At 62.2% G+C, this 23,479-nt stretch carries 22 protein-coding genes; 9 read left to right on the top strand and 13 right to left on the bottom strand.

The annotated features are described in order from the left end of the window. Positions 1–50 precede the first annotated feature (50 nt). From BLV67_RS29385 to BLV67_RS29375, 3 genes are read right to left on the bottom strand one after another with little or no spacing between them, the layout of a single operon-like run. Entirely contained in the window at positions 51–1,007 is a 957-nt protein-coding gene (locus BLV67_RS29385) for a lysylphosphatidylglycerol synthase domain-containing protein (RefSeq protein WP_069786675.1), read from the bottom strand. Then, positions 997–2,259, bottom strand: a complete 1,263-nt coding sequence (gene clsB, locus BLV67_RS29380) for a cardiolipin synthase ClsB (protein WP_069786674.1) — start codon at positions 2,257–2,259, stop codon at positions 997–999. The genes BLV67_RS29385 and clsB overlap by 11 nt, the downstream gene beginning before the upstream one ends. Then, positions 2,256–3,035 (bottom strand): endonuclease/exonuclease/phosphatase family protein, encoded by a 780-nt coding sequence (locus BLV67_RS29375; RefSeq protein WP_069786673.1) that lies wholly within the window; start codon positions 3,033–3,035, stop codon positions 2,256–2,258. Before BLV67_RS29375 ends, clsB begins: the two co-directional genes overlap by 4 nt. A gap of 255 nt (positions 3,036–3,290) precedes the next feature. On the opposite strand from BLV67_RS29375, the gene BLV67_RS29370 reads away from it, so the two are divergent. Beyond that, entirely contained in the window at positions 3,291–5,399 is a 2,109-nt protein-coding gene (locus tag BLV67_RS29370; protein WP_069786672.1) for a mechanosensitive ion channel family protein, read from the top strand. 120 nt (positions 5,400–5,519) lie between these two features. Here BLV67_RS29370 and BLV67_RS29365 read toward each other — a convergent pair whose 3' ends face one another. Continuing rightward, the gene (locus BLV67_RS29365; RefSeq protein WP_069786671.1) at positions 5,520–9,767 is read right to left on the bottom strand and encodes a DEAD/DEAH box helicase; all 4,248 of its coding nucleotides are present in this window, start codon (positions 9,765–9,767) and stop codon (positions 5,520–5,522) included. Positions 9,768–9,934: 167 nt separating this feature from the next. Between BLV67_RS29365 and BLV67_RS29360 the strand changes: the two genes are divergently transcribed. Further along, positions 9,935–10,819, top strand: coding sequence for a sugar nucleotide-binding protein (locus BLV67_RS29360; protein WP_069786670.1), 885 nt, complete (start codon positions 9,935–9,937; stop codon positions 10,817–10,819). 137 nt (positions 10,820–10,956) lie between these two features. On the opposite strand, the gene BLV67_RS29355 is transcribed toward BLV67_RS29360, so the two are convergent. The 5 genes from BLV67_RS29355 to BLV67_RS29335 form a co-directional block, all read right to left on the bottom strand. Then, positions 10,957–11,655 carry an OmpW/AlkL family protein gene (locus tag BLV67_RS29355; RefSeq protein ID WP_017135983.1) on the bottom strand — a complete coding sequence of 233 codons (699 nt, stop codon included), beginning with the start codon at positions 11,653–11,655 and terminating at the stop codon, positions 10,957–10,959. Positions 11,656–11,792: 137 nt separating this feature from the next. Then, complete coding sequence (locus tag BLV67_RS29350) at positions 11,793–12,314, bottom strand: DUF3299 domain-containing protein (protein WP_065911315.1); 522 nt, start codon at positions 12,312–12,314, stop codon at positions 11,793–11,795. An 11-nt stretch (positions 12,315–12,325) separates the two neighbouring features. Beyond that, entirely contained in the window at positions 12,326–13,591 is a 1,266-nt protein-coding gene (locus BLV67_RS29345; RefSeq protein ID WP_010206853.1) for an ABC transporter permease, read from the bottom strand. Between the two features lies 1 nt (position 13,592). Continuing rightward, positions 13,593–14,303 (bottom strand): ABC transporter ATP-binding protein, encoded by a 711-nt coding sequence (locus BLV67_RS29340; protein WP_058421322.1) that lies wholly within the window; start codon positions 14,301–14,303, stop codon positions 13,593–13,595. A gap of 149 nt (positions 14,304–14,452) precedes the next feature. Next, entirely contained in the window at positions 14,453–15,064 is a 612-nt protein-coding gene (locus BLV67_RS29335) for a DUF2796 domain-containing protein (protein ID WP_069786669.1), read from the bottom strand. A gap of 131 nt (positions 15,065–15,195) precedes the next feature. Here BLV67_RS29335 and BLV67_RS29330 point away from each other — a divergent pair, with 131 nt between their 5' ends. Then, entirely contained in the window at positions 15,196–15,537 is a 342-nt protein-coding gene (locus BLV67_RS29330; RefSeq protein WP_069786668.1) for a hypothetical protein, read from the top strand. On the opposite strand, the gene trxA is transcribed toward BLV67_RS29330, so the two are convergent. From trxA to BLV67_RS29310, 4 genes are all read right to left on the bottom strand, one after another. Further along, positions 15,534–16,406 carry a thioredoxin gene (gene trxA, locus BLV67_RS29325; RefSeq protein ID WP_069786667.1) on the bottom strand — a complete coding sequence of 291 codons (873 nt, stop codon included), beginning with the start codon at positions 16,404–16,406 and terminating at the stop codon, positions 15,534–15,536. The genes BLV67_RS29330 and trxA overlap by 4 nt on opposite strands. Positions 16,407–16,479: 73 nt before the next feature. Continuing rightward, on the bottom strand, positions 16,480–17,481 hold the full coding sequence (locus BLV67_RS29320; protein WP_069786666.1) for an Abi family protein: 1,002 nt from the start codon (positions 17,479–17,481) through the stop codon (positions 16,480–16,482). Between the two features lie 263 nt (positions 17,482–17,744). Continuing rightward, positions 17,745–18,398: a class I SAM-dependent methyltransferase gene (locus BLV67_RS29315; protein WP_069786665.1), complete on the bottom strand. Its 654-nt coding sequence runs from the start codon at positions 18,396–18,398 to the stop codon at positions 17,745–17,747. Next, positions 18,395–18,850, bottom strand: a complete 456-nt coding sequence (locus BLV67_RS29310; protein WP_065911302.1) for a YbaY family lipoprotein — start codon at positions 18,848–18,850, stop codon at positions 18,395–18,397. Before BLV67_RS29310 ends, BLV67_RS29315 begins: the two co-directional genes overlap by 4 nt. A 140-nt stretch (positions 18,851–18,990) precedes the next feature. Here BLV67_RS29310 and nrdR point away from each other — a divergent pair, with 140 nt between their 5' ends. The 6 genes from nrdR (at position 18,991) to nusB (ending at position 23,473) form a co-directional block, all read left to right on the top strand. Further along, positions 18,991–19,461: a transcriptional regulator NrdR gene (nrdR, locus tag BLV67_RS29305; RefSeq protein ID WP_015886108.1), complete on the top strand. Its 471-nt coding sequence runs from the start codon at positions 18,991–18,993 to the stop codon at positions 19,459–19,461. After that, positions 19,458–20,594: a bifunctional diaminohydroxyphosphoribosylaminopyrimidine deaminase/5-amino-6-(5-phosphoribosylamino)uracil reductase RibD gene (gene ribD, locus BLV67_RS29300; RefSeq protein WP_069786664.1), complete on the top strand. Its 1,137-nt coding sequence runs from the start codon at positions 19,458–19,460 to the stop codon at positions 20,592–20,594. Before nrdR ends, ribD begins: the two co-directional genes overlap by 4 nt. A gap of 47 nt (positions 20,595–20,641) precedes the next feature. Further along, on the top strand, positions 20,642–21,304 hold the full coding sequence (locus BLV67_RS29295) for a riboflavin synthase (protein ID WP_017135994.1): 663 nt from the start codon (positions 20,642–20,644) through the stop codon (positions 21,302–21,304). 15 nt (positions 21,305–21,319) lie between these two features. Then, positions 21,320–22,411, top strand: coding sequence for a bifunctional 3,4-dihydroxy-2-butanone-4-phosphate synthase/GTP cyclohydrolase II (gene ribBA, locus BLV67_RS29290; protein WP_069786663.1), 1,092 nt, complete (start codon positions 21,320–21,322; stop codon positions 22,409–22,411). An 88-nt stretch (positions 22,412–22,499) separates the two neighbouring features. Continuing rightward, positions 22,500–22,976, top strand: a complete 477-nt coding sequence (gene ribH, locus BLV67_RS29285; protein WP_003176356.1) for a 6,7-dimethyl-8-ribityllumazine synthase — start codon at positions 22,500–22,502, stop codon at positions 22,974–22,976. Continuing rightward, a complete protein-coding gene (nusB, locus tag BLV67_RS29280; RefSeq protein WP_056861918.1) occupies positions 22,973–23,473 on the top strand; it encodes a transcription antitermination factor NusB in 501 nt (166 codons plus the stop codon). Before ribH ends, nusB begins: the two co-directional genes overlap by 4 nt. The last annotated feature ends 6 nt before the right edge of the window (positions 23,474–23,479 follow it).

Here is a 23,479-nt window from a genome sequence, read left to right as displayed (position 1 = left end):
CCTGTGGGAGCGGGCTTGCTCGCGAAGGCGCCAGAACAATCACCCCATCTTCAAGCCGGTGTCTTCTTCACCCGCAACGCCTTGGCCTTGGCCTCCACCGCCAGGTACATCACCAACGCCACCAGCAGCGGCAAAATAAAGTAGATCGCCCGGTAGGCAATCAGCCCTGCGAGCAAGCTGCCCCGCGATGCCTCATGCTGCATCAGCGCGATAAACACTGCCTCCAGCACACCGAGCCCGGCGGGGATATGGGTGATCACCCCGGCAATCGCGCTGATCAGCAGCACGCCCAATACCAGCGGGTAGTCCAGCTTGGCGGGCAGCAACGTAAAGATCACCGCCGCCATTAACGACCAGTTCAACGCACCCAGCGCCAGCTGCAAACAGGCCATGCGCAACGACGGCAAGTTGATCTCGATGCCCTTGACCGACCACGCGCGTTTCCTGGCAAACCGGCACGTCGCCAGGTAGCCCAGGCTGGCCAGCACCAACAGCACGCCAATGCCTTGCAACGCGCCGCTGCTGACCTTCCAGCCCGGCGGCATGGTCATCAACCCACTGCTGAACACCACGCCGGCCACGGCCATATAGCCAAACCAGTTGGTAGCCAGGCTCAGCCCAAGAATCTTGGCGATATTGCTGGTACTGACCCCGAGCCGCGAATACAGCCGATAGCGCATGGCAATGCCGCCCACCCATGCGCTCAGGTTCAGGTTGAAGGCATAGCTGATGATCCCCACCGGCAGGATCTGCTTCCAGCGCAAATCCTGGCGAATGTAGGTGCGGCCGATCAGGTCGAAGCTGGCGTAGACGAGGAAGCTGCAAAGCGTCAGCCCACCGGCGATCAACAGCGTGCGCAGCTTGAAGTCCGCCAGCGTCTGCAGCACTTCGCTCCAGTCGATGCGCCGCGCGAGCAGGGTGAACAGCACAATCAGCAGTACAAAGAACGCGATCGTCAGCGGTTTCTTCCAGCGCTTGAACCGCGATCCGCCGCTTTCAGTGGTCATGGGCCTGGCTCTCGAATGGCTTGAGGCGCGGTTTGTGTGCCGGCAGCCAACCCGTCAGGGCGGGGAAGTGCCGCATGACGTGGAACACCAAAAAGCCCACGGTCAATCGCCATAACCACAGGCGCGGCTTGCGCTTTTCCGGCATGGTCTGGCAATGATTGCGCGCCAGTGTTTCCAGGCTTTCGTACAGCTGATGATTGAACGCGCGGTCACGAATCAGCACATTGGCTTCGAGGTTCAGCGACAGGCTCAAGGGGTCCAGGTTGCTCGAACCCACGGTGCTCCAGTCGTCATCCACCAAAGCCACCTTGCCGTGCAACGGGCGTTGGCAATACTCGTGAATCACCACGCCATCCTTGAGCAGATAGTCATACAGCATGCGCGCCGCAAGCTTGGCCAGCAGCACATCGGGCTGGCCCTGCATGATCAGTTGCACCTGCACGCCACGCCGCGCGGCATTGCGGATTTCACGCAGCAGGCGGTAGCCGGGGAAGAAGTAGGCGTTGGCAATCACCGCGCGTTTTTGTGCCTTGCTCAAGGCATGGATATAGGCCTCTTCGATGTCATCGCGGTGTTGCAGGTTATCGCGGTAAATCAGGCGCACCAGGCCGTCGTCGGTGTGCGTCGGCCATGGCGATGGCCGTTGCTGGCGCCGTCGCCAGCCGCGTCGCGTGCGCACCTGGCGGCCGCTTTGGGCGAGGGCGAAATGATGCAGGTCCGCCACGGCCGGGCCGCTCACCTGCACGGCATAATCCTGCTTGGCTTCGGGGCCGAAATCACTCAGGTGGTCGGCGGAAAAATTGATTCCGCCGATAAACGCCACGGCGGCGTCCACCACCACGATCTTGCGGTGCAGGCGACGGAACCAGTTGGTGCGAATGCCCACCAGCTTCGCTGCCGGGTCAAACATTTGCACCGCCACCCCGGCCTCGGCCAGCTCACTGAGAAAGGCTGGGCTCAGTTCGCCGCAGCCAAAGCCGTCGAGGCTGACGATCACCTTCACGCCGCGCTGCGCCGCCTCGATCAGGATGCCTTGCAGTTCATGCCCAACCTTGTCTTCGAACAGAATAAAGGTTTCCAGCAGGATCTCCCGCTGCGCCTGGCGCATGGCCTCGAAGACGGCGGGAAAGTACGCCTCGCCGTTCTCCAGCAGCTCAATGCGGTTGCCCGGCTGCCAGCCGTAATCCAGGTCGCGGGCCTTGGCATCATCCGGCGGCTGGTCGGTGGCGATGTGTTCCACGGCGACATTCATAGCTCAATCTCCACCGACAACGGCACGTGGTCTGACAGGTGAGACCACGGCCGCGTCGTCAGCGCCCTGGGGTTATGAACCTTGAGGTTACGCACATAGATACGATCCAAGGGCAGCAAGGGCAGGCGCGCCGGAAAGGTGCGCGCCGGTTTGCCATGGGCTTCGATAAACACCTCCCTGAGCCCGCTTTGGCTCAGGTCGGCCTTCTGGCGCCAGTCATTGAAATCACCGGCGACGATCAGCGCCGCGTCAGCCGGAATCTCGGCGATGCGCTGCTCCAGTAACCGCAATTGCTGCTGGCGATGCACTTCGCGCAGGCCCAGGTGCATGCAGATCGCGTGCAACTCTTGGCCGCTGCCAGGCAAGCGCAGCACGCAATGCAGCAGGCCCCGGCTTTCATGGCCGCTCTGGGAAATGTCGAGGTTATCGTAGCGGATGATCTGGAATTTGGACAGCAACGCGTTGCCGTGGTCGCCATGGGGGTAGACCGCGTTGCGGCCGTAGGCGAACTGCGGCCAGATGCTGTCGGCAAGGAATTCATACTGCGGCATCTTCGGCCAGTCGCTGTAGCGCTGTGGGTGCCGCTCATGGGTGCCGTGGATTTCCTGCAGGAACACCATGTCCGCGCCCACGCTGCGCACCGCCTCACGCAACTCGGGCAGGATGAAACGTCGGTTCAACGCGGTGAAACCCTTATGGATATTCACCGTCAGCACGGTGAAGCGGGTGATGGCGGTGCTGGGCGTAACGGGCACCCAGTCGGCAATCGCAGCCATGATCGCTCCTGTGGATAAGTAAAGGGTCAGGCCTGTGTTATTGGCTGACTGCGGCGGTTGGGTGAAAGTTTCGAGTGACCTACAGGCGGTGCGGTTAACCGATCGTTCCCACGCTCCGCGTGGTAACGCAGCCCGGGACGCTCCGCGCCCCTTGGACGCAGAGCGTCCGTAGATGCATTCCCACGCAGAGCGTGGGAACGATCAGCGCTCAAACCCGTCAGTTCCTTACAGACCCTGCTGAAGGAGCCCGGTGTTTTGCTGAATCTAAAGACTGCATTACTGCTGGTCGCGCTGTTGGTGTGTGGCAATGGCGCGCTGCAAGCCGCGGCCGCGGCGCCTGCGGCCGCTGAGGCTCCCGCCAAGCCGGAGTTGCTGGTCGAAGGTGGCTTGCTCGGCGCCATCAGCTCCAGCATTGATGATGTGCAAGATAAGCTCGACCTTAACCAGAACCTCATCGACGCCTGGCGCTTGCGCGCCGACCGAGCGGCGGATGAAGTCGGGCGGCTGGTCGATCAAACCGCGCAACGTTCGCCGTGGAGCGTGGCCGGGGACTTCCTGTTGCTGTCCGGGGTGTGGGTCGGCGCCTTTGCGGCACTCACACTGCTGGGGCGCTTTAGCGTGCAGCGCCTCGGTCGGCGGCGTTTCGTTGCACCGCGAGAGCGTCTGCAAGGCGTACTGGGCTACGTGGTGCCCTACACGATCCCGGCCCTGATCTGCCTGCCGCTGACGCTGTATGTCAGCCACTTTTTACCCAGTTCCGTAGGCCGTGCGCTGGCGCTGTGTTTTGCCTATGCCACCAGCAGCGGCATCTTCTCCACGTCGATGCTGTTGTGCGTCATCGTCATGTTCAACGTCGGTCATAAACGCCCGGCCGTGCAGATTATTCGCAACTATTGCCCCAAGCCGCTGTTCCTGATCGGCTTTCTCGCCGCCCTCAGCGATGCCCTGACCAGCCCGCAAATCGCGCGCCAGTTGGGCGGCAATATCACCAGCAGCATCGCGGTGTTTACCGGCCTGTTCGCAGCGGTGATTTTCGGCGTGCTGGTGGTGCGCCTGCGTCGTCCGGTCGCGCATTTGATCCGCAACCGGCCGTTGGCCCAGCGCCTCAAACACCCGGCGCTGCAGCAATCGCTGCGGGTATTCTCCGGGCTCTGGTATTGGCCGATTCTGTTGATGGTGCTGGTCTCGGCGATCAACCTGATCGGCGCTGGCGATGACAACCAGAAGGCCCTGCGTTGCGCGCTGTTCACCACGATTCTGTTGATCGGCACGGTGTTTCTCAGCACGGTGTTGCAACACCTGTTCAAGTCCCGCAGCCAGGTGGCGATCCAGCGCAGCAGCGCCTACAAGGAGCGCTTCCTCAGCCTGCTGCACGCAATATTGCGCATCGCCATGGCCATCGCGTTTATCGAAGTCCTCGGGCGTATCTGGGGTGTGTCGCTGTTCGAATTTGCCCAGCGTAACTCGGTGGGCCGGGCGATCAGCGATTCCCTCAGCAGCATCGGCCTGATCCTGCTGGTGACCTGGCTGTTCTGGGTGGTGCTCGACACGGCAATCCAGGAGGCGTTGAAACCGCCGGTGAATAAACGCTCCAGCCGCCAGCCCAGCACACGGGTCAAAACCATCCTGCCGTTGCTGCGCAATGCGGTGAAAATCGTGCTGGTGGTGATCTGCGCGATCACCACCATGGCCAACCTGGGCATCAATGTCGCGCCACTGCTGGCCGGTGCCGGTGTGGTCGGCCTGGCCATCGGTTTTGGCTCCCAGCAGTTGGTGCAGGACGTGATCACCGGCCTGTTCATCATCATTGAAGACACGCTGTCAATCGGCGATTGGGTAGTGCTCGACTCCGGCCATGCCGGCACCGTGGAAGGCTTGACCATCCGCACCCTGCGCCTGCGTGACGGCAAGGGTTTTGTGCACTCGGTGCCATTCGGGCAGATCAAGGCGGTCACTAACCAGTCGCGGCAGTTTGCCTATGCGTTCTTCTCGGTGCAGTTCACTTACGACACCGATGTGGACAAGGCGGTGGAACTGATTCGTGAGGCCGGGCAGTCGATCCGCGACGATGTATTCCTCAAGTACAACCTGCAAGGCCCGCTGGAAGTGTTCGGGGTCGACAAGATGGACCTCAACGGCGTGGTGCTGACGGCGCAGTTCCGAACCGTGTCGGGCGGGCAATATGCGGTGAGCCGGGCATTTAACCAGCGCCTGAAAAAGCTTGTGGATAACTGTGATGAGGTGCACTTCGCGCAAACTTATCCACAGCAGGTTTGGCTGCCCAAGCGTTCGGCGCATGTGGATGAGGCGAGTGAAGAAGTGCCGGGACCTGTGGTGTTGACCGAGCAGCCGCGTACCCAGTGATTGATGTTGTCTGGGCTGACGCCTTCGCGAGCAAGCCCGCTCCCACATTTGATTGTGTTCATAGATCAACATGTGGGAGCGGGCTTGCTCGCGAATAGGCCGTTAAAGTCACCATCCCTTTCAGCGCCTGATCAACTTCTCCTGCACCGCCTGAAAATCCTCCTCCAGCAACACCTGCTGCTTACCCGCAACCATCACCGCCGCCGGCAAGCCATCGCGATACACAATTCGATTGCCGCTCACCGCCGGCACTTTGCTGCCCGGCAGCAAGGTGCCTACCAGGTTCAACGGGTCAGCCCCGCACACCGCGATCAAGCTGCCGTCATGCGGCCGGCGTCTTACCTCACGCAGCAACGGAATCGCCTCCGGCAACGCAAACTGTTCCCCCGCCAAACCACTCACAAACCGCCCGCCGCGAATCTCGCCCCGCGCCTCCAGGCGATGGAAGGTGCGCAGCAATTCGCGCCAGCTTGGCAGCCAGTCGGCTTCCCGTTCCAGCAACCGCCAGAACACCACGCCATAACGGCGCAGCAGGGTCATGGCCACATGCTCCAGGGTCTCGGCCGAATGCGGGCCGGCGGCGGTGGGGGCGCGGCGTACCAGGGCCCAGCGCCCGGCGTCATCCATGCCGCCGATAAAGGCCCCGCGCCCCCGCCGGCTGCTGCGCGCCTGGCGTTTGCTGGCGGGCGTGGTCAAGGCCCGCAGCCCGGCGAAACTGTCGGCATTCACCAACCCTGCGCCCACCAGTTCCTGCAAGGCGGTTTCCAGTTCGCTGCGCAGCAGATGGGCTTCGTGCACCAGTTCGTCGAAAAACAGCGCGCCGTGTTCACGCAGCGCCAGGTGGACCTTTTGCGCCTTGGGCGACAACGTGGCGCTGTCGGTCGGTTCGGTCAGCCCGCTCCACAACGGCACCTGGCTGCGCGGTAACAACACCACCGGCGTACTGCGCAGTGCCAGGGCGCCGGCCTTGTTGCTCAGGCGCGTCCACACCAGTTTGCCGCTGCGGCACAGCTCGTCGAGCCAGGTGGGGGAATAGTCCTTGAGCCGCGCACTGAGCAAGTCGCTGTCCCAGGCCGAGGTGGCGGCGGCGTAGCCTTCGAACTGCCCGACAATCTGCGGCAACATTGCGCTGCCCTGGCCGCGAGTGCCGTCGGACAGGTGCTGCCAATCGAACAGAAAGCGCATGAAGTCCTGCAGCGCCACCGGCTCGATTTCCCGGCGCAGGCGCTTGACGGTGTAGCGATGGATACGCGCGAGCAAATGCCGCTCGCACCATTGTTCCTGGCTGGCGCCGGGGCTGAAATGGCCGCGCAGCACGTAGCCTTCCCGCTCCAGACGCGCGAGTGCCTGGCTGATATCCGCGACCGGCAGCGCCAACGGCGTGGCGATCTCGACCAGACTCAATGGGCCGAAACCGCCGAGGCGCGCGCGCAACACTTCAGCCAGCGCATCATCAAAGACCCACGGTTCATCGAAGCCCGGCAACAACGGCAAGTCATTCGGATAGATCGCTTGCAGGCAACTCAGGCGTTCCACTGCCACCCACAGGCCATTGTCCAGTTGATAGGCGCGCCCGCCCTTGGCCAATGCGTGCAACCACTCGGCCCATTGCGGCGTGACTTCGTTGCTGGCGATACAGGCCAGGCTCATCAGCGCTTCATGCATTTCATCCAGGCCATTGGGCGCGGGCCAGGCTTCTTCACGCACGCCGGCAATGGCTTCGGCGTCCAGCGCGCCGAGGTCGTCGGTACTCTGCGGGTCGCTCCAGCGACGGTTGAGCACGGCCTGGGTACGGCGCTCTTCCAATGGCGCGTCGTCGAGAAAGGTGTAGGGCCGCGCGCTGAGAATTTCGGCGGCCATGGGTGAGGGCGCAGGCAGGTCGCGGCTGATCAGGCGCACTTCGCCGCGCTCCATGCGCCGCAACAGCTTCAGCCAACCTTCGCTGTCCATGGCTTCGTGCAGGCAGTCGTCGAGGGTTTGCTCCACCAGCGGGTGTTCGGGCACTTCGCGCTCGCCGGCAAGGTTTTCCAGGCAGGCAATCTGGTCGGGAAACACGCTGGCGATCAGGTCTTCGCTTTTCATGCGCTGGATCTGCGGCGCCACCTTGCGCCCGCCGGTATAACGCGGCAACGCCAGGGCCACACCGGCATTCCAGCGCCAGCGTACGCCAAACAGCGGCGCATCCAGCACGGCCTGGATCAGCAGGTGCTCGGCGCTGCTGCTGTTCACATAGCGCCACACCTCATCCAGCTCAAAACTGTGGCTGGTGGACAGCGACAGCACGATTGCATTCTCACTGGCGGCCGCCTGCAATTCAAAGTTGAACGTGCGGCAAAAACGCTTGCGCAGTGCCAGGCCCCACGCGCGGTTGATGCGGCTGCCGAACGGCGTGTGGATGATCAGTTGAGTGCCGCCGGACTCATCGAAAAACCGCTCCATGATCAAGGTGTCCTGGGACGGTAACGCGCTCAGCGCCAGGCGCGCACGGGCCAGGTAATCAAGGATCTGCTCGGCGCTGGCGCTGTTCAGGCCAAGGCTGGCGGTGAGCCAGTCTTGCGCGGGTTGCAGGTCACCGGGTGTGGTGGCGAGCAGGGCGTCCAACTGCCCCTGAAAGCGCGCGACGGCCGCCGACAACTCGTTGCTGCGCCCCGGCGCTTCACCCAGCCAGAAGGGGATGGTCGGCGGCTGGCCGTGGGCATCTTCGACGCGCACTTTGCCGCTTTCTACCCGCAGGATTCTGTAGGACGTATTACCGAGCTGGAAGATATCCCCGGCGATGCTTTCCACCGCGAAGTCTTCGTTGACGCTGCCGATGTTCAGGTTTTGAGGCTCCAGCAATACGCTGTAGTCGGCGTTGTCGGGGATGGTGCCGCCGCTGGTCACGGCGGTGAGTTTGGCGCCACGGCGGGCGCGCAGGGTGTGGCTCACGGCGTCGCGGTGCAGGTAGGCGCTGCGGATGCCCTGGCGGCCGTTGTAGCCGTCGGCGAGCATGTGCAGCAGTGCCTGATAGTGGCGCTCATCGAGTGCGGCGTAGGGTGAGGCGCGGCGGATGAGGTCCAGCAACGCCTGTTCCGGCCATTCGCGGGCGCTGACTTCGGCGATGATCTGCTGGGCCAGCACGTCCAGCGGGGCGATGGGGATGTGCAGGGTGTCCAGTTCGCCGCGCCGCACGCAGTCGAGCAGGGCGGCGCATTCGATCAGGTCATCGCGGGTGGTGGCGAACAGACGCCCCTTGGGCGTGCCGCCGACCTGGTGGCCGGAGCGCCCGACCCTTTGCAGAAAACCGTTGATGGAACCGGGTGAACCGATCTGGCAGACCAGGTCGACTTCACCGATATCAATCCCCAACTCCAGCGACGCGGTGGCGATCAGCACTTGCAGCCCGCCGGCCTTGAGCCGTTGCTCGGCGTCCAGGCGCAGCTCTTTGGCCAGGCTGCCGTGGTGCGCGGCCACGGCGGTCTTGCCCAAACGCTCGCTCAAGTGCCGGGCCAGGCGTTCGGCCAGGCGCCGAGTGTTGACGAACACCAGCGTCGTGCGGTGTTCGCGAGCCAGTGTGGCAAGGCGGTCGTAGACCAATTCCCACACGTCGTTGGCCATCACCGCCGAGAGCGGCACCGGCGGTACTTCGATATCCAGGTCGCGGGGGCGCGCGTGGCCGATATCGACGATGGCGCACTCACGCCCGCTGCCGGCCAAAAAGCGTGACACCGCCTCGATAGGCTTTTGCGTGGCCGACAGGCCGATGCGGGTCAACGGCTCGCTGCATAAACCTTGCAGGCGCTCCAGGCTCAGGGCCAGGTGGCTGCCGCGTTTGCCGGCGGCGAGGGCGTGGATCTCGTCGACGATCACCGTGCGCGTGCTGGACAGCATTTGCCGACCGGAGTCCGAGCCGAGCAGTACGTAGAGTGATTCCGGCGTGGTGACGAGGATATGCGGCGGCCGTTTGCGCATGTGTGCGCGGTCTTTTTGCGGGGTGTCACCGGTGCGTACGGCGGTGCGGATAGTCAGCGGCGGCAAGCCCTGCGCCTGTAATTGCGCGGTGATGCCGGCCAGTGGGTTTTGCAGGTTGATCTGGATATCGTTGGACAGCGCCTTGAGCGGCGACACGTACACCACCAGCGTTTCGTCCGGCAGTTGCCCGCCATTGGCCAAGCCTTGACGCACCAGGTCATCGAGCACCGCCAGGAACGCGGTCAGGGTTTTGCCGGAGCCTGTGGGCGCGGCGATCAAGGTTGAGCGGCGTTGGCGGATCAGCGGCCACGCCTGGGCCTGGGCGCCGGTCACCGAGGGAAAGGTATTGCCAAACCAGGTACTGACGGCGGGGTGGAAGCCGTCCAATACCGTGTCGGTTGATTCGCGAACGTTCATCTAGTGATTGATACTGCCCATTCCAACAAGTTGCAATCAGGTACTTTGTCCGTGACGGTTGCGCTACAAACCCGCAAAATGCAACGATTCTGGCAACAACCTACGGCAAGGCGCACACGCCTGCCGATAATAACCATCGTTCCAAACAGACCGGGCCTGCTCAATCTATGCGAATGCGCCTTATGTTACTGGGCGGCGGGAATGCCCTCGGGCAGGCGCTGATTCGCCTCGGTGCAGAGGAAGACATCGGTTTCCTCGCACCTAAACCGCCCCAAGACGGCTGGGATGCCGCGAGCCTCACCCAATTGCTCGACGACACCCGTCCCGATGCGCTGATCAACCTCGCCTACTATTTCGACTGGTTCCAGGCCGAAGCGGTCAGCGAAACACGTTTGGCTGCGCAGGAGTTCGCCATCGAACGCCTGGCCGAACTGTGCCAGCACCACAACATCACCTTGCTGCAACCGTCCAGCTACCGCGTGTTCGATGGCTCCCGCGCCACCGCCTACAGCGAAAAAGACGAGCCGGTGCCCCTGGGCCTGCGCGGCCAGGCGCTGTGGCGCATTGAGCAGAGCGTGCGCGCCACCTGCCCGCAACATGTGCTGCTGCGCTTTGGCTGGCTGCTGGATGACAGTGTGGATGGCACCCTCGGGCGCTTCCTGGCCCGTGCCGAGAATCCCGATGAATTGCTGATGGCCGATGACCGGCGCGGCAACCCGACGCCGGTGGACGACGCGGCGCGGGTGATCATTTCGGTGCTCAAGCAACTCGATTGCGCGGCGCCGCTGTGGGGCACCTATCACTACGCCGGCCACGAAGCGACCACGCCGTTGGCGCTGGGCCAGGCGATCCTTACCGAAGCGCGCAATTTCCATCCGCTGGCGATCGAATCACCCACCGCCCAGGCCCACGCGGCCCGGCCGGATGCGGCGGACGAACCGCAGCACGCGGTGCTGGCCTGCAAGAAAATCCTCCACACCTTCGGCATCAAGCCACGGGCGTGGCGGGCGGGGTTGCCGGCGTTGCTGGATCGGTTCTACCGGCATAGCTGACACCCTGCAAAACCAAAATGTGGGAGCGGGCTTGCTCGCAAAAGCGGAGGTTCAGTCGACTGATATGTTGACTGAATGACCGCTTTCGCGAGCAAGCCCGCTCCCACATGGGTTATGCAGTGGTGCTTGAGCCGGGATTAGAACTTGTAACCAATACCCACCATGTAAACCATCGGATCAACATCCACATTGACCTTGGCACGTGTGCCTTGGCCCAGCGCATTGTTATCCACAGTCGCCTTGGTGCTGATGTCGATGTAACGCGCCTGGGCGTTGATCATCCACTTGTCGTTGATCATGTAGTCGGCGCCGATCTGTGCGGCCCAGCCCCAGGAGTTCTCGGCCTTGAAGTTGCTGAAACCGGCTTGTTCGGCGCGGCTGCCGACGTGCTCGTCGTAGATCCAGGTGTAGTTGATACCGGCGCCCACATACGGTTGGAACGCGGACTTGTTGTCCAGCGGGTAGTACACGACGCTCAAGGTCGGCGGCAGGTGCTTGAGCGTACCGAGCTTGCCGTTGGCGGCGCCCAGGGCGGTGTTCTTGATCTTCACGTCATGCTCGAACGGCGTGGCGGCCAGCAGTTCGATACCGATATGGTTGGTGATCATGTAGGCGAAGTTGAGGCCCAGTTGGGTGTCGCTGCTCATGGTCGCCTTGCCGCCCAGGTTGGTGCCGGCCAATGGCCCCTGGTCAACCTTCACATGGCCGCTGTCTGCTTTCGGGTTCACGGTGATTGCACCGGCGCGAATCAGAATGTCACCCGCTTCGTGAGCGTGTGCGACAGGGGCGGCGAGGGCAAGCGCGAAGAGGGACGCGCCGAGCAGAGACTTGTTCATGGGAGCTCCAAAAGGACGTTAAAAGTTGTACGTCCAATGGTAAAGATCGTTCCGTTCGATCTTTTGATTCAGCTCAATGAAAGCTCGATCAATCACTTGCACCACTGATCAAAACTGTGGGTGTTCCTGGGAAGGCGTTATTCCTGCAGTTCGTAGACGTAAATCTTCTCGGCATCCATCTGGTAACCGGCATCGGCCAGCTCACTGGACGACGGCTTGACCTGCATCGCGCCTTCGATCCAATACGGCTGATACAGCTCATCAAGCTTCACGCCGACTTCGCTTTTCACATGCACGATCTGGTTCGACGGCGGCGGCGGTACGTGGATGCACGCGCCGAAATACGGCACCAGCAGAAACTCGGTGGTGCGGCCTTCTTCGCTGACTTCCAGCGGCACGATATAGCCCGGTAAACGGATGTGCTTGCCGTTAAGGCTCTGCACCACCGGCGCGTCGGGCAGTTCCTGTTTGGCCGCAGGCGCCGCTTCCACCGACAGCGCATCGGCCATGTTCGACAGGTCGTGCAGCGGTTTCATATTGGGGATTTCCGGCGGCGCGTCCGGTGGAATCATTTCCTGCCACGACAGGTCCTTGGGCTGCTCGTCGGCCCAGGCGGGCACCACCACCAGCAGCAACAGCGCAAACAGGGCACGACGCATCGACAGCTTCCTCATAAACGTATGGACAGGCCATCGGCCAAAGATTGCCGATAGGCGCGCCACGCGGGCACGCTGCCCATCAACAGCGCGGCGGCCAGGATACCGGCGAGCAAGGTCCATTCATATTCACTCGGCCATGACATCGGCAGGTCCAGGCCGTAGTTGGCCTGCAAATACCCGCGCGACGCGGCGATGCACACGTACAGCAGACCCACGCCCGCGACGACGCCAGACAAGGCCAGCGCGAAGGCTTCGAAGATCAGCAGGGTCGCAATGTGCCACGGCCGTGCGCCCACCGAACGCAAAATCGCCATCTCGCGGCGGCGTTCATTGAGGCTGGTGAGGATCGCCGTGAGCATGCCGATCAAGCCGGTCAGCACCACGAACAGCGAGATCACGAACAGCGCTTTTTCGGCGGTGCCCATCATGCTCCACAGCTCCTGCAGCGCGACGCCGGGAAGGATCGCCAGCATCGGCTCGCCACGGAATTCATTGATCTCGCGTTGCAGCGCGAAGGTGGAAATCTTGTTGTTCAGGCCGAGCATGAACGCGGTGATCGCCTGCGGCGTGAGGTCCATATTGCGCGCCTGATCGGCACTGATACGGCCTTTGCCCTGGGCCGGCACGCCGTTGTGCCAGTCGATATGGATCGCCTCCATGCCGCCGAGGCTGATGTGCAGCGTGCGGTCCACCGGCGTGCCGGTGCGCTTGAGAATGCCGACCACGGTGAAGGGTTTGTCATCGTGCTTGACCAGGCTCACCACTGCTACGCCGTGGGCCAGCACCAGCTTGTCGCCGAGCTTGTAGTGCAGCGCATCCGCCACTTCGGCGCCGAGCACCACTTCAAAAGGGTCAGTGGCGAAGGCGCGGCCGCTGGCCAGTTCGAGGTTTTGCTTGCGGCCGTATTGGTAATGCTCGAAGTAGGACTCGTTGGTGCCCATCACGCGATAGCCACGGTGCGAGTCGCCGAGGGAAATCGGGATCGCCCATTTCACCTGCGGGCTGGCGGCGAAGTGCTCGAAGCTGTCCCAGCGGATGTTGTTGGTGGCGTTGCCGATGCGGAATACCGAGTACAGCAGCAAGTTGACCGAGCCGGAGCGGGCGCCAACGATCAGGTCGGTGCCACTGATGGTGCTGGCGAAACTGTTGCGCGCCTCAACACGCACGCGTTCCACGGCGAGTAACAGGCACACCGAAAGGGCGATGGCGAAGGCGGTGAGGATCGCGGTAAAGCGGCGGTTAGCCAGGCTGGCCATGGCTAGACGGAACAGATACATCTCAAACCTCTGCGGGCGTGGCGGCGCGATTGAGTTCGGCCAGCGACAGGTGGCGGTCGAACAGCGGCGCGAGGCTCTGGTCATGGCTGACAAACAACAGGCTGGCGCCGGCTTCGCGGCATTCGGCAAACAACAACCGGATAAACGCTTCGCGGGCGTCGTAATCCAGGGCCGAGGTGGGTTCGTCGGCGATCACCAGTTCCGGTTGGCCGATCAACGCGCGGGCGGCGGCCACGCGTTGTTGCTGGCCGATGGATAGCGAGTCGGCGCGGCGTTCCAGCAGGTCTTTGTCCTTCAAGCCCAAATGCGCCAGCAAGGTCGCGGCGGCCTGGTCGACACTGCCGTGACGCTGAGTTGCCCGCTGCGCACGCAGCCTGGAAAAGTGACACGGCAGCTCGACGTTCTCGCGCACGGAGAGAAACGGCAGCAGGTTGAATTGCTGAAAGATGTAACCCGTGTGATCAACGCGGAAGCGGTCGCGGGCACCGGCCGAGAGTTCGGTCAGCTCCTGGCCGAGCAGGCGGATGCTGCCCTGGCTGGGTTTCTGCACGCCACCCAGCAGCCCGAGCAAAGTGGTTTTGCCGCTGCCGCTCGGGCCCTTTAGAAACAAGGTTTCTCCCGCTTCCAGGCGGAACGCGGGGATGTCCAGCAACTGCGGGTGGCCGGGCCAGTTGAAGCCCAGGTCAGACAGTTCGATCAGTGCTTGGGTCATGTGAAATCAATATCGCCTGGTTGTAGAGCGTGGCGCCGATCCAATGTGGGAGCTGGCTTGCCTGCGATGACGGCGGCACATTCAATATCGATGTGTCTGTGATACCGCTATCGCAGGCAAGCCAGCTCCCACATTGACCGTGTTTCAAATCAGAATTTAAGAGTGGCTGCGGTGGCCGTCGCTTCAACACCTTGCTGGCCGCTTGGGCCGATCAGTTGTACCTGAATCTTCTGGGTGGCAGGGAAGGTCTTGAACACTTGGGTCAGGTCGAGGTTGCTCAAAGCCGTCGGTGTGGCGCAGGTGAACTGGTAGTGGGCGTGGATTTCGCTGTGGTCGTGATGATGTTCGTGGGCGGCGGCGCCTTTGCCGTCGGTGGCGTGGTCGTCATCGTCCTCATCATGGTCGGCTTCTGGCTTGTCGCCGAACAACGGGCTGTTGAGTTCCTGGGTGCTGATCACACAACCGGCAGATTTGGGCAGGTTGAACAATGCCAGCGGGTTTTCCAATTGTTTGCGCGCGGCGGCGACCTTGGCTTTGTCGGCAGGCGTGGTGGCCTTGTGTTCAAAGCCGACAAGGTTCATGGCCGGGCTGTCGAATTCCAGCTCAAGCGCCTGGCCGTCGAGTGCCGCGTTGAGGCGGCCGACACCATGCTCGTGGGCGCCGAGGCTGCCGTGTTCATGCTCATGATCGTGTTCATCGGCGGCATGGGCGATGGCCAGGGGCAGCAGGGCAAACGGCAAGGCAAGCAGCAGACGGCGCATGAGAAGGCTCCATAAGATGAAAGTTTTGTTATGTGATCTTATAACAATATTCGCGCCAGTTTGAACGCCCGCTTGGCGTTGTGCAAGTCGCGTGGGAGCATGCGGGTCGGAAAACTGCGGGAGTAAGCGCGATGTTGCGAATTCGTGGAACCGTCGGCGACTTGCCGGTGGATTTGACCCTGGAACTCGATGACGGCGATTGGGCGCGCCTGGGCGCCCACTTGCAGGCAACACCGGCGCCGAGTGCGCCCGCTGCTGCGCCGGTCAAACAGAATGATGATTTGTGGCAGAACGCCCAAGACTTGCTGCGCAAGGCCGGGCAACTCAATGGGCTTGAGTTGCTTGATCAGCTTGAGGGCTTGGCCGGTGATGCGGCCTCAGGCAAACGCCTGCTTGTGCGGTTGCGCCACAGCGCCCGTGTGAAAGTGGCCAGCGGCGGGGATACGCCGCTGTACAGCTGGATCGGCGATTAATACAGCGCGGCGAACAACTTGCGACGGTACACCGTGACCAGCGGGTGGTCATTGCCGAGCAGTTCGAACACCTGCAGCAAGGCTTTGTGCGGCAAGCCTTCGCTGTAGCTGCGGTTGCGGACAAACAGCTTGAGCAAGCCTTCCAGTGCGGCGTCGTATTGCTGGCGCGCCAGTTGCTGAATCGCCAGTTGATAGGCTGCTTCATCATCCTGCGGGTCTTGCGCCAGGCGGCTTTTCAAGTCGGCGGCATCCGGCAGGTCGGCGGCCTGGCGCAGGAAGGTGATTTGCGCCTTGGCGCCGGCGAGGGCGGCTTTGTGATCGTCGCTTTTCACCGCGTCGAGTACAGCCTGAGCTTCGCCCAATTCACCGCGCTCAGCCAGGCAGCGTGCATACAGAATCAGCGCGCCAGCGTTGGTGTTGTCCTCGCCCAGCAGCGCCACCAGCACGGCCTCTGCATCGCTGATACGGCCTTCGGCAAACAACGCCTGGGCCTGTTCCAACGGGTCAGCCGCCTTCGGTGGCGGCATCTTCACGTGGGGTTCGAGCATTGCTCGCACGGCCGACTCCGGCTGTGCCCCGGCAAACCCGTCCACCGGCTGGCCGTCCTTGAACAGCACCACCGTGGGCAGGCTTTGAATGCCAAAACGCGCGACGATGTCCTGCTCGGCTTCGCAATCGACCTTGGCCAGCAGCAACTCGCCCTGATAACTCTCGGCGATTTTCGCCAGCATCGGCATCAGTGCCTTGCACGGCGCGCACCACTCGGCCCAGAAATCCACCAGCACGGGTTTTTCGAATGAGTTCTGAATCACTGCCTGGTCGAACGTGGCAGTAGTGGCGTCGAAGATGTACGGCGTGGGCTCACTCATGGGGCGTCTCGAATAAAGCGGGAATGGGGCAACTATAAGGGCTGGCGAGGTTGACCGGAAGCCGCACGGGGAGTCAGACGTGAGGCGTGTGCCAAAAAGGGTCTTGATGCCAGTCGTGAGGAAAACCCATCGCCTTTAAGCCGACGTCAGGAAACTCGCTGATCAGTTGATACAAATGTTGGCCCCAACGAGTGTGTGGGCTTACCTGACGCATCAGATGATTCAGAATGCAGAGTACCGAAAACATGCGGCTATGTTGCCCGGGTTGAAACAGATGTTCCGGCCACAAAAAATTGGCTTTCTTCGGTAATTCGGGGCGAATTCCCAATTCCCGGTTCCACATTCGTGAATGATGGGCGCAAATGTTTCGGATGGTCGTCAGGGTGTGCAACCACGACTGCATAAGGGGTGCCGGCAGCATCAGGCGTCTGGCAATGGCCTTCTTATCAGCATCCTTGGCCAGACCTTTATAAAGGTGGGAGAGGTCACCCAGTGTCAGTTCCTCCAGCATCGCCCAGCCCGGCATCAGGGATGGATGGGCGTAGGTCACTGGATAATGACGGGCATAGCTTTCTTTCGCCCTTTGGCGTTTAAGAAGATCCTTTCTGTTGTTGCTGGCGTGGGATCTATCGATGCGCTCGCATTCGCGTTGGTAGTCACGTGCCGCCGTGGTTTGCTTGTTGGACAGCATTGTCAGCAGTCGTTGATGATCAAATGCCGGGTGAAATATCTGTGGATTGATATACCAATGGCTGCCATGGGTCGGCCCCATGTGGTTGCTGATGACTGAGCGTGATGCAATTTCGACTCGCTCAAGGGCATCCATGGTGAGTAAGCGCAGCCTCCGGTCGAAGTCGTAGAGCCGCGTCAGTTGGCCCAACTGGCTACCTTCACGAAAGTGATGATCACTGTCTTCCGGTCGTTGGAAAGGTCGCATGTAGGGGCTGAGTCGAAAAAAGCTCACTGATTGCAAGAAGCGTTCTGCACGGGCCTCATTGTGAATAATCAGTCCGCGTAGCTTGAGCAGTTCCAACTGTGCAGGAACGTCGATGGCAGGTTTGCTGAACGCCCTCATGCTCAAAAAATACCGGGCATAAAAAACCCGCACAATTTGTGCTTGGGTGCTGACGCATCCAGAGGCATGGCGGGTGTATTGCGACGAAGGTTAGGCAGATACCTGGCTATTTGCAAGGTCTCTGCCCGCGAGCCGATAAGCAAAACTGTGTGCAAAGGCATACGGGTTGATTGTCCACGGCGTGTGTGAAGGGACAATATTCTCCATGGCCTGTCGCGCTCTGTCTTAGTCGATCTATTGCTGAAAATTTGTAACGCTGAGCCTTAACGCCGCGAATGGTACAGGCTCACCTTGCGAAACTCCCAAGGCTCGGCCAGGTCCGGCAGGGTCAGCGCATCGAGGATGCCCAGGCGCTGATAAGCCGGGTGCTGGAAGTCACGCACCCGTGAGTCGGCCACCAGCGCTTCGCGGCCGCGTGCCAGGAAGTGGTCGAGCAGCGGCAGGTTGGCGCGGTCGTAGAGTACGTCGGCCACCAGGATGAGGTCGAAGCGGTCGGCCTCGGCGAAAAAGTCGGCTGAGTAACCCAGCTCCACACCATTGAGTTCCGCATTTGCCCGGCAAGCGGCCAGGGCCAGCGGGTCGAGGTCGCAGGCCACCACTTCCAGCGCGCCGGCTTTAACCGCCGCGATGCCGGCCACGCCGGAACCGGCGCCAAAATCCAGCACGCGTTTGCCCGCCACCCACTCGGGATTCGCCGCCAGGTAGCGTGCCAGTGCCAAACCGCTGGCCCAGCAAAAACTCCAGTACGGTGGTTCATGCAGGATGCGCCGGGTCTCTTCCTGGCTGAAGGCACGGTCCATGTTGTCCGCATCCAGCAGCCACAACGACAGCGCGGTGCCCGGCAGCGGGCAGGGCACCAGGTGCGCGTCGCCGATCAGTTCGCTCAGGGCGCGTTGCAGGCCCAGCGGTGGCGTCATGGTGCCCGGACGAGTTGCAGCGGGCCGGTGGTCTGGGTGATCGCCTGGGTGATGCGCACCGCGGGCAGGTGCAGGATCAACTGGCCGGACTGGCTGGCGCGACCGCGCAGTTCAACCCGTGCACCCACCGGGAAGGCTTCCGGGTTGAAACGCAAGCGGAAGGCCATGGGCTTGCCGTTGCCGGTGAGTACGCTGCTGGCGAGCAATTGTTGCGGGCGGTTACGTTCATCGATCACCAACAGGGCCAGTTCGACTTCGGCGTTGGCCGGCACGCCATTCAGGGTGCCGTTGATTTCACGCTGGTAAGCCGGCAAAGGGCCGAGGTCTTCAATGCCCGGCACTTTTTTCTCTTGAACGGGCGTCGGTTGCGGTGTCGATGGTTTCGGGGCTTCGCTGCTGCAGGCGACCAGAACACTGAACAGGGCGAGTAAAACAAGTGGTCGTAACTGCATGTACGGCTCCAGAAAGGGCAAAATCCGTGGCTTAAAAAATATGAAACATAATAGTCAGCCTATATACCGTAAAGGCTATGGCTTGTCTTGCCACGGGGATGCGCTACCATGGCCCTCCCATTTTTTGTTGCCTGCCAACCATGCACTGTCCCTTCTGCGGTGCCAACGACACCAAGGTCATTGACTCGCGTCTGGTCGCCGAGGGCGATCAAGTACGCCGCCGGCGCGAATGCCTGGCCTCTGGCTGCGGTGAACGTTTCACCACCTTCGAAACCGCCGAACTGGTATTGCCACGTCTGATCAAGTCCGACGGCAGCCGCCAGCCTTTCGACGAAGAAAAACTGCGCGCCGGTATGCAGCGTGCCCTGGAAAAACGCCCGGTGAGTGTCGAGCGGCTGGAGGCGGCGCTGGTGCATATCAAGCACAAGCTGCGCGCCACCGGCGAGCGCGAGGTCAAGAGCCTGGTGGTTGGAGAACTGGTGATGGGCGAGCTGCAAAAGCTCGACGAAGTCGCCTATATCCGTTTCGCCTCGGTGTATCGACGCTTCCAGGACCTCAATGAGTTCCGCGAAGAAATCGACCGCCTGGCCCGTGAGCCTGCCAAAGAATGAACCCTCCGTCTGCCGAACAAGCCGTCCTCGACGCCCATTACATGGCCCGCGCCCTCGAACTGGCGCGCAAAGGCCTGTACACCACGCACCCCAACCCACGGGTGGGCTGCGTGATTGTGCGGGATGGGCAGATTGTCGGCGAAGGCTGGCACGAGCGCACCGGCGAGCCCCATGCCGAGCCGAACGCCCTGCGCGCCGCCGGCGACAAGGCCCGTGGCGCCACGGTGTACGTGACCCTCGAACCGTGCAGCCACCATGGGCGTACGCCGCCCTGCGCCGATGCGCTGGTGACCGCCGGTGTGGCGCGCGTGGTGGCCGGGATGCAGGACCCGAACCCGGAAGTCGCCGGGCGCGGCCTGCAGCGTTTGGCTCAAGCCGGCATCGAAACCCACAGCGGCGTGCTGGAACAACAAGCGCGCGCGCTGAACCCCGGCTTCCTCAAACGTATGGAACGCGGCCTGCCGTTTGTGCGGGTCAAGCTGGCGATGAGCCTGGACGGCCGTACCGCGATGGCCAGCGGCGAAAGCCAATGGATCACCGGGCCTGCTGCCCGCGCCGCCGTGCAGCGCCTGCGTGCCGAGGCCAGTGTGGTGCTGACCGGCGCCGACACCGTGCTGGCTGACGGTGCGCGCCTTACTGTGCGCGCCGCTGAGCTTGGGCTGGACGCAGAAACCACCGCTCTGGCCATGTCGCGCCCGCCATTGCGCGTGCTGATCGACGGCCGCCTGCGGGTGCCGCTCAACGCACCGTTCTTCAAGGCGGGCCCGGCGCTGGTCATCACCTGCGTCACCCCGGAAAACCAGTTCCCCCGTGGCCCGGAATGCCTGGTGGTACCGGGCGTTGAAGGGCAGGTCGACCTGCGTTCGGCGCTGGTGGCGCTGGCCGCCCGCGGCGTGAATGACGTGCTGGTAGAGGCCGGCCCAAGCCTGGCGGGCGCGTTTGCCCAGCAAGGCCTGGTCGACGAATACGTGATTTTCGTCGCCGGCAAGTTCCTGGGCTCCGCCGCCCGGCCTTTGCTGGACTGGCCGCTTGAGAAACTGGCCGATGCCCCCCAACTCAAGATCACTGAAATGCGCGCTGTAGGCGACGACTGGCGAGTCACTGCCATCCCGCTACCACCAGCGAGCGTATAATTCCGACCGGGCGCTCAAGCGTCCGCACCGTTTTCCAGGAGAAGGCCATGTTCACCGGCATTATCGAATCCATCGGCAGCATCCGCGCCATGACCCCAAAGGGCGGCGACGTGCGCCTGCTGGTTGAAACCGGCAAGCTCGACCTCGGCGACGTCAAACTGGGCGACAGCATCGCCGTCAGCGGCGTGTGCCTGACCGTCATCGAGTTGCCGGGTAACGGCTTTGCCGCCGACGTCAGCCGGGAAACCCTGGACTGCACCGCGATGAATGACCTCAAGGCCGGCAGCCCGGTCAACCTGGAAAAAGCCCTGACCCCGACCACCCGCTTGGGCGGCCATCTGGTCAGCGGCCACGTCGACGGCGTCGGCGAGGTGGTTGCACGCAGCGAAAACGCGCGCGCCGTGGAATTCCGTATCCGCGCACCGAAAGAGCTGGCCAAGTACATCGCCCACAAAGGCTCGATCACCGTCGACGGCACCAGCCTGACCGTGAACGCCGTGAATGGCGCCGAATTCGAACTGACCATCATCCCGCACACCCTGAGCGAAACCATCATGGCGTCCTACCAGCCAGGTCGCCGGGTGAACCTGGAAGTCGACTTGCTTGCCCGTTACCTGGAGCGCCTGCTGATGGGCGATAAGGCCGCAGAGCCAGCATCCGGGAACATCACTGAAAGTTTTCTGGCCGCTAACGGCTACCTGAAATCCTGACCAAGGGGGTGCCGCGTGGCGCTCAATAGCATCGAAGAACTGGTTGAAGACATCCGCCAAGGCAAGATGGTCATCCTGATGGATGACGAAGATCGCGAGAACGAAGGCGATATCATCATGGCCGCCGAGGCGTGCAAGCCCGAGCACGTCAACTTTATGGCCAAGCACGCCCGTGGGCTGATCTGCATGCCCATGAGCCGCGAGCGCTGCGAGCTGCTCAAGCTGCCGTTGATGGCGCCGCGCAATGGCTCGGGTTTCGGCACCAAGTTCACCGTATCGATTGAAGCGACCACCGGCGTCACCACCGGCATTTCCGCCGCCGACCGTGCCCGCACCGTGCAAGCCGCTGCGGCCAAAGACGCCAAGGCCGAAGACATTGTGAGCCCCGGCCACATTTTCCCGCTGATGGCCCAACCGGGCGGCACCCTCGCTCGTGCCGGCCACACCGAAGCCGCCTGCGACCTGGCGCGCATGGCCGGTTTTGAACCGAGCGGCGTGATCTGCGAAGTCATGAACGACGACGGCACCATGGCCCGTCGCACCGAACTCGAGGCGTTTGCGGCCGAACACGGCCTCAAGATCGGCACCATTGCCGACCTGATTCACTACCGCATGATCCACGAACGTACCGTTCAGCGGATTGCCGAGCAGCCGCTGGACAGCGAACTGGGCCAATTCAATTTGGTGACCTACCGTGATTCCGTGGAAGGCGACGTGCACATGGCCCTGACTCTGGGCTCCATTTGCGCCGAAGAACCGACCCTGGTGCGTGTGCACAACATGGACCCGCTGCGCGACCTGCTGATGGTCAAGCAGCCGGGCCGCTGGAGCCTGCGCGCCGCCATGGCCGCGGTTTCCGAGGCTGGCAGTGGTGTGGTGCTGTTGCTCGGCAACCCGGTGGATGGCGACGTATTGCTCGCGCATATTCGTGAAACCGCCGAGCACACCCAGGTCAAAACACCGACCACCTACAGCATCGTCGGTGCCGGTTCACAGATCCTGCGTGACCTCGGTGTGCGCAAAATGCGCCTGATGAGCGCACCGATGAAATTTAATGCGATATCCGGATTCGACCTGGAAGTTGTAGAATACGTGCCCTCCGAATAAAGGCCGGCGTTTTCTGCCCCTTGTTCGCGGTTAAATCATCACTGAGGGACGCACTTTTCGCGTCCCGGCTCTTTAAGAGATTTGTCGAATGACCCTGAAGACCATCGAAGGTACCTTCATCGCCCCCAAAGGCCGCTATGCCCTGGTGGTTGGCCGCTTCAACAGCTTCGTGGTTGAAAGCCTGGTAAGCGGTGCCGTGGATGCCCTGGTTCGCCACGGTGTGAGCGAGAGCGACATCACTATCATCCGCGCCCCTGGCGCCTTCGAAATTCCACTGGTTGCGCAAAAAGTTGCGCAGCAGGGTGAATACGCGGCGATCATCGCCCTGGGCGCGGTCATTCGTGGCGGTACTCCGCACTTCGAATACGTGGCCGGCGAATGCACCAAGGGCCTGGCCCAGGTGTCCATGGAGTTCGGCGTGCCAGTCGCTTTCGGCGTACTGACCGTAGACTCCATCGAGCAAGCCATTGAGCGTTCCGGCACCAAGGCCGGTAACAAGGGCGCAGAAGCTGCCCTGTCCGCACTGGAAATGGTCAGCCTGCTGTCGCAGTTGGAGGCCAAGTGATTTCCGACGAGAGCGATCGTTTCAACCCTCGCGACGAACGTCCAGCCGACGCCGGCAAGCCTTCGAAAAGCGAAAAACGCCGTGCTGCCCGTCAGCTCGCCACCCAGGCGCTGTACCAGCGCCACATGGCGGGTACTTCGCTGAACGAAATCGAAGCGCAATTTCGCGTTGATAACGACTTTACCTTCGCCGATCAGAGCTATTTCCACGACATCCTGCACGGTGTTCCGGCCAACCTGACCGAGATCGACACCGCGCTGGCCCCGTGCCTTGACCTGACCATCGAAGAGCTCGACCCGGTTGAACTGGCTGTGTTGCGCCTGTCCACCTGGGAACTGCTCAAGCGCGTCGACGTACCGTACCGCGTGGTGATCAACGAAGGTATCGAACTGGCGAAAGTCTACGGTTCGACCGACGGCCACAAGTTCGTCAACGGTGTGCTCGACAAGCTGGCCCCGCGCCTGCGTGAAGCCGAAGTGAAGGAACACAAGCGCTAAGTCGCT

Source organism: Pseudomonas salomonii, assembly GCF_900107155.1.
Lineage (GTDB): Bacteria > Pseudomonadota > Gammaproteobacteria > Pseudomonadales > Pseudomonadaceae > Aquipseudomonas > Aquipseudomonas salomonii.
Note: the sequence above shows the minus strand (reverse complement) of the source record. Positions and strands in the feature narration are given on the sequence as shown.

What these genes read in the sequence shown, in the direction of transcription:
- BLV67_RS29340 (WP_058421322.1), bottom strand. Translation starts at nt 14,303, where the DNA reads ATGACCCAAGCACTGATCGAACTGTCTGACCTGGGCTTCAACTGGCCC.
- trxA (WP_069786667.1), bottom strand. Translation starts at nt 16,406, where the DNA reads ATGAGTGAGCCCACGCCGTACATCTTCGACGCCACTACTGCCACGTTC.
- ribD (WP_069786664.1), top strand. Translation starts at nt 19,458, where the DNA reads ATGAACCCTCCGTCTGCCGAACAAGCCGTCCTCGACGCCCATTACATG.
- BLV67_RS29365 (WP_069786671.1), bottom strand. Translation starts at nt 9,767, where the DNA reads ATGAACGTTCGCGAATCAACCGACACGGTATTGGACGGCTTCCACCCC.
- BLV67_RS29295 (WP_017135994.1), top strand. Translation starts at nt 20,642, where the DNA reads ATGTTCACCGGCATTATCGAATCCATCGGCAGCATCCGCGCCATGACC.
- BLV67_RS29320 (WP_069786666.1), bottom strand. Translation starts at nt 17,481, where the DNA reads ATGAGGGCGTTCAGCAAACCTGCCATCGACGTTCCTGCACAGTTGGAA.
- ribH (WP_003176356.1), top strand. Translation starts at nt 22,500, where the DNA reads ATGACCCTGAAGACCATCGAAGGTACCTTCATCGCCCCCAAAGGCCGC.
- clsB (WP_069786674.1), bottom strand. Translation starts at nt 2,259, where the DNA reads ATGAATGTCGCCGTGGAACACATCGCCACCGACCAGCCGCCGGATGAT.
- BLV67_RS29310 (WP_065911302.1), bottom strand. Translation starts at nt 18,850, where the DNA reads ATGCAGTTACGACCACTTGTTTTACTCGCCCTGTTCAGTGTTCTGGTC.
- BLV67_RS29360 (WP_069786670.1), top strand. Translation starts at nt 9,935, where the DNA reads ATGCGAATGCGCCTTATGTTACTGGGCGGCGGGAATGCCCTCGGGCAG.
- BLV67_RS29350 (WP_065911315.1), bottom strand. Translation starts at nt 12,314, where the DNA reads ATGCGTCGTGCCCTGTTTGCGCTGTTGCTGCTGGTGGTGGTGCCCGCC.
- BLV67_RS29355 (WP_017135983.1), bottom strand. Translation starts at nt 11,655, where the DNA reads ATGAACAAGTCTCTGCTCGGCGCGTCCCTCTTCGCGCTTGCCCTCGCC.
- BLV67_RS29335 (WP_069786669.1), bottom strand. Translation starts at nt 15,064, where the DNA reads ATGCGCCGTCTGCTGCTTGCCTTGCCGTTTGCCCTGCTGCCCCTGGCC.
- BLV67_RS29385 (WP_069786675.1), bottom strand. Translation starts at nt 1,007, where the DNA reads ATGACCACTGAAAGCGGCGGATCGCGGTTCAAGCGCTGGAAGAAACCG.
- nrdR (WP_015886108.1), top strand. Translation starts at nt 18,991, where the DNA reads ATGCACTGTCCCTTCTGCGGTGCCAACGACACCAAGGTCATTGACTCG.
- BLV67_RS29330 (WP_069786668.1), top strand. Translation starts at nt 15,196, where the DNA reads ATGTTGCGAATTCGTGGAACCGTCGGCGACTTGCCGGTGGATTTGACC.
- BLV67_RS29345 (WP_010206853.1), bottom strand. Translation starts at nt 13,591, where the DNA reads ATGTATCTGTTCCGTCTAGCCATGGCCAGCCTGGCTAACCGCCGCTTT.
- BLV67_RS29375 (WP_069786673.1), bottom strand. Translation starts at nt 3,035, where the DNA reads ATGGCTGCGATTGCCGACTGGGTGCCCGTTACGCCCAGCACCGCCATC.
- BLV67_RS29315 (WP_069786665.1), bottom strand. Translation starts at nt 18,398, where the DNA reads ATGACGCCACCGCTGGGCCTGCAACGCGCCCTGAGCGAACTGATCGGC.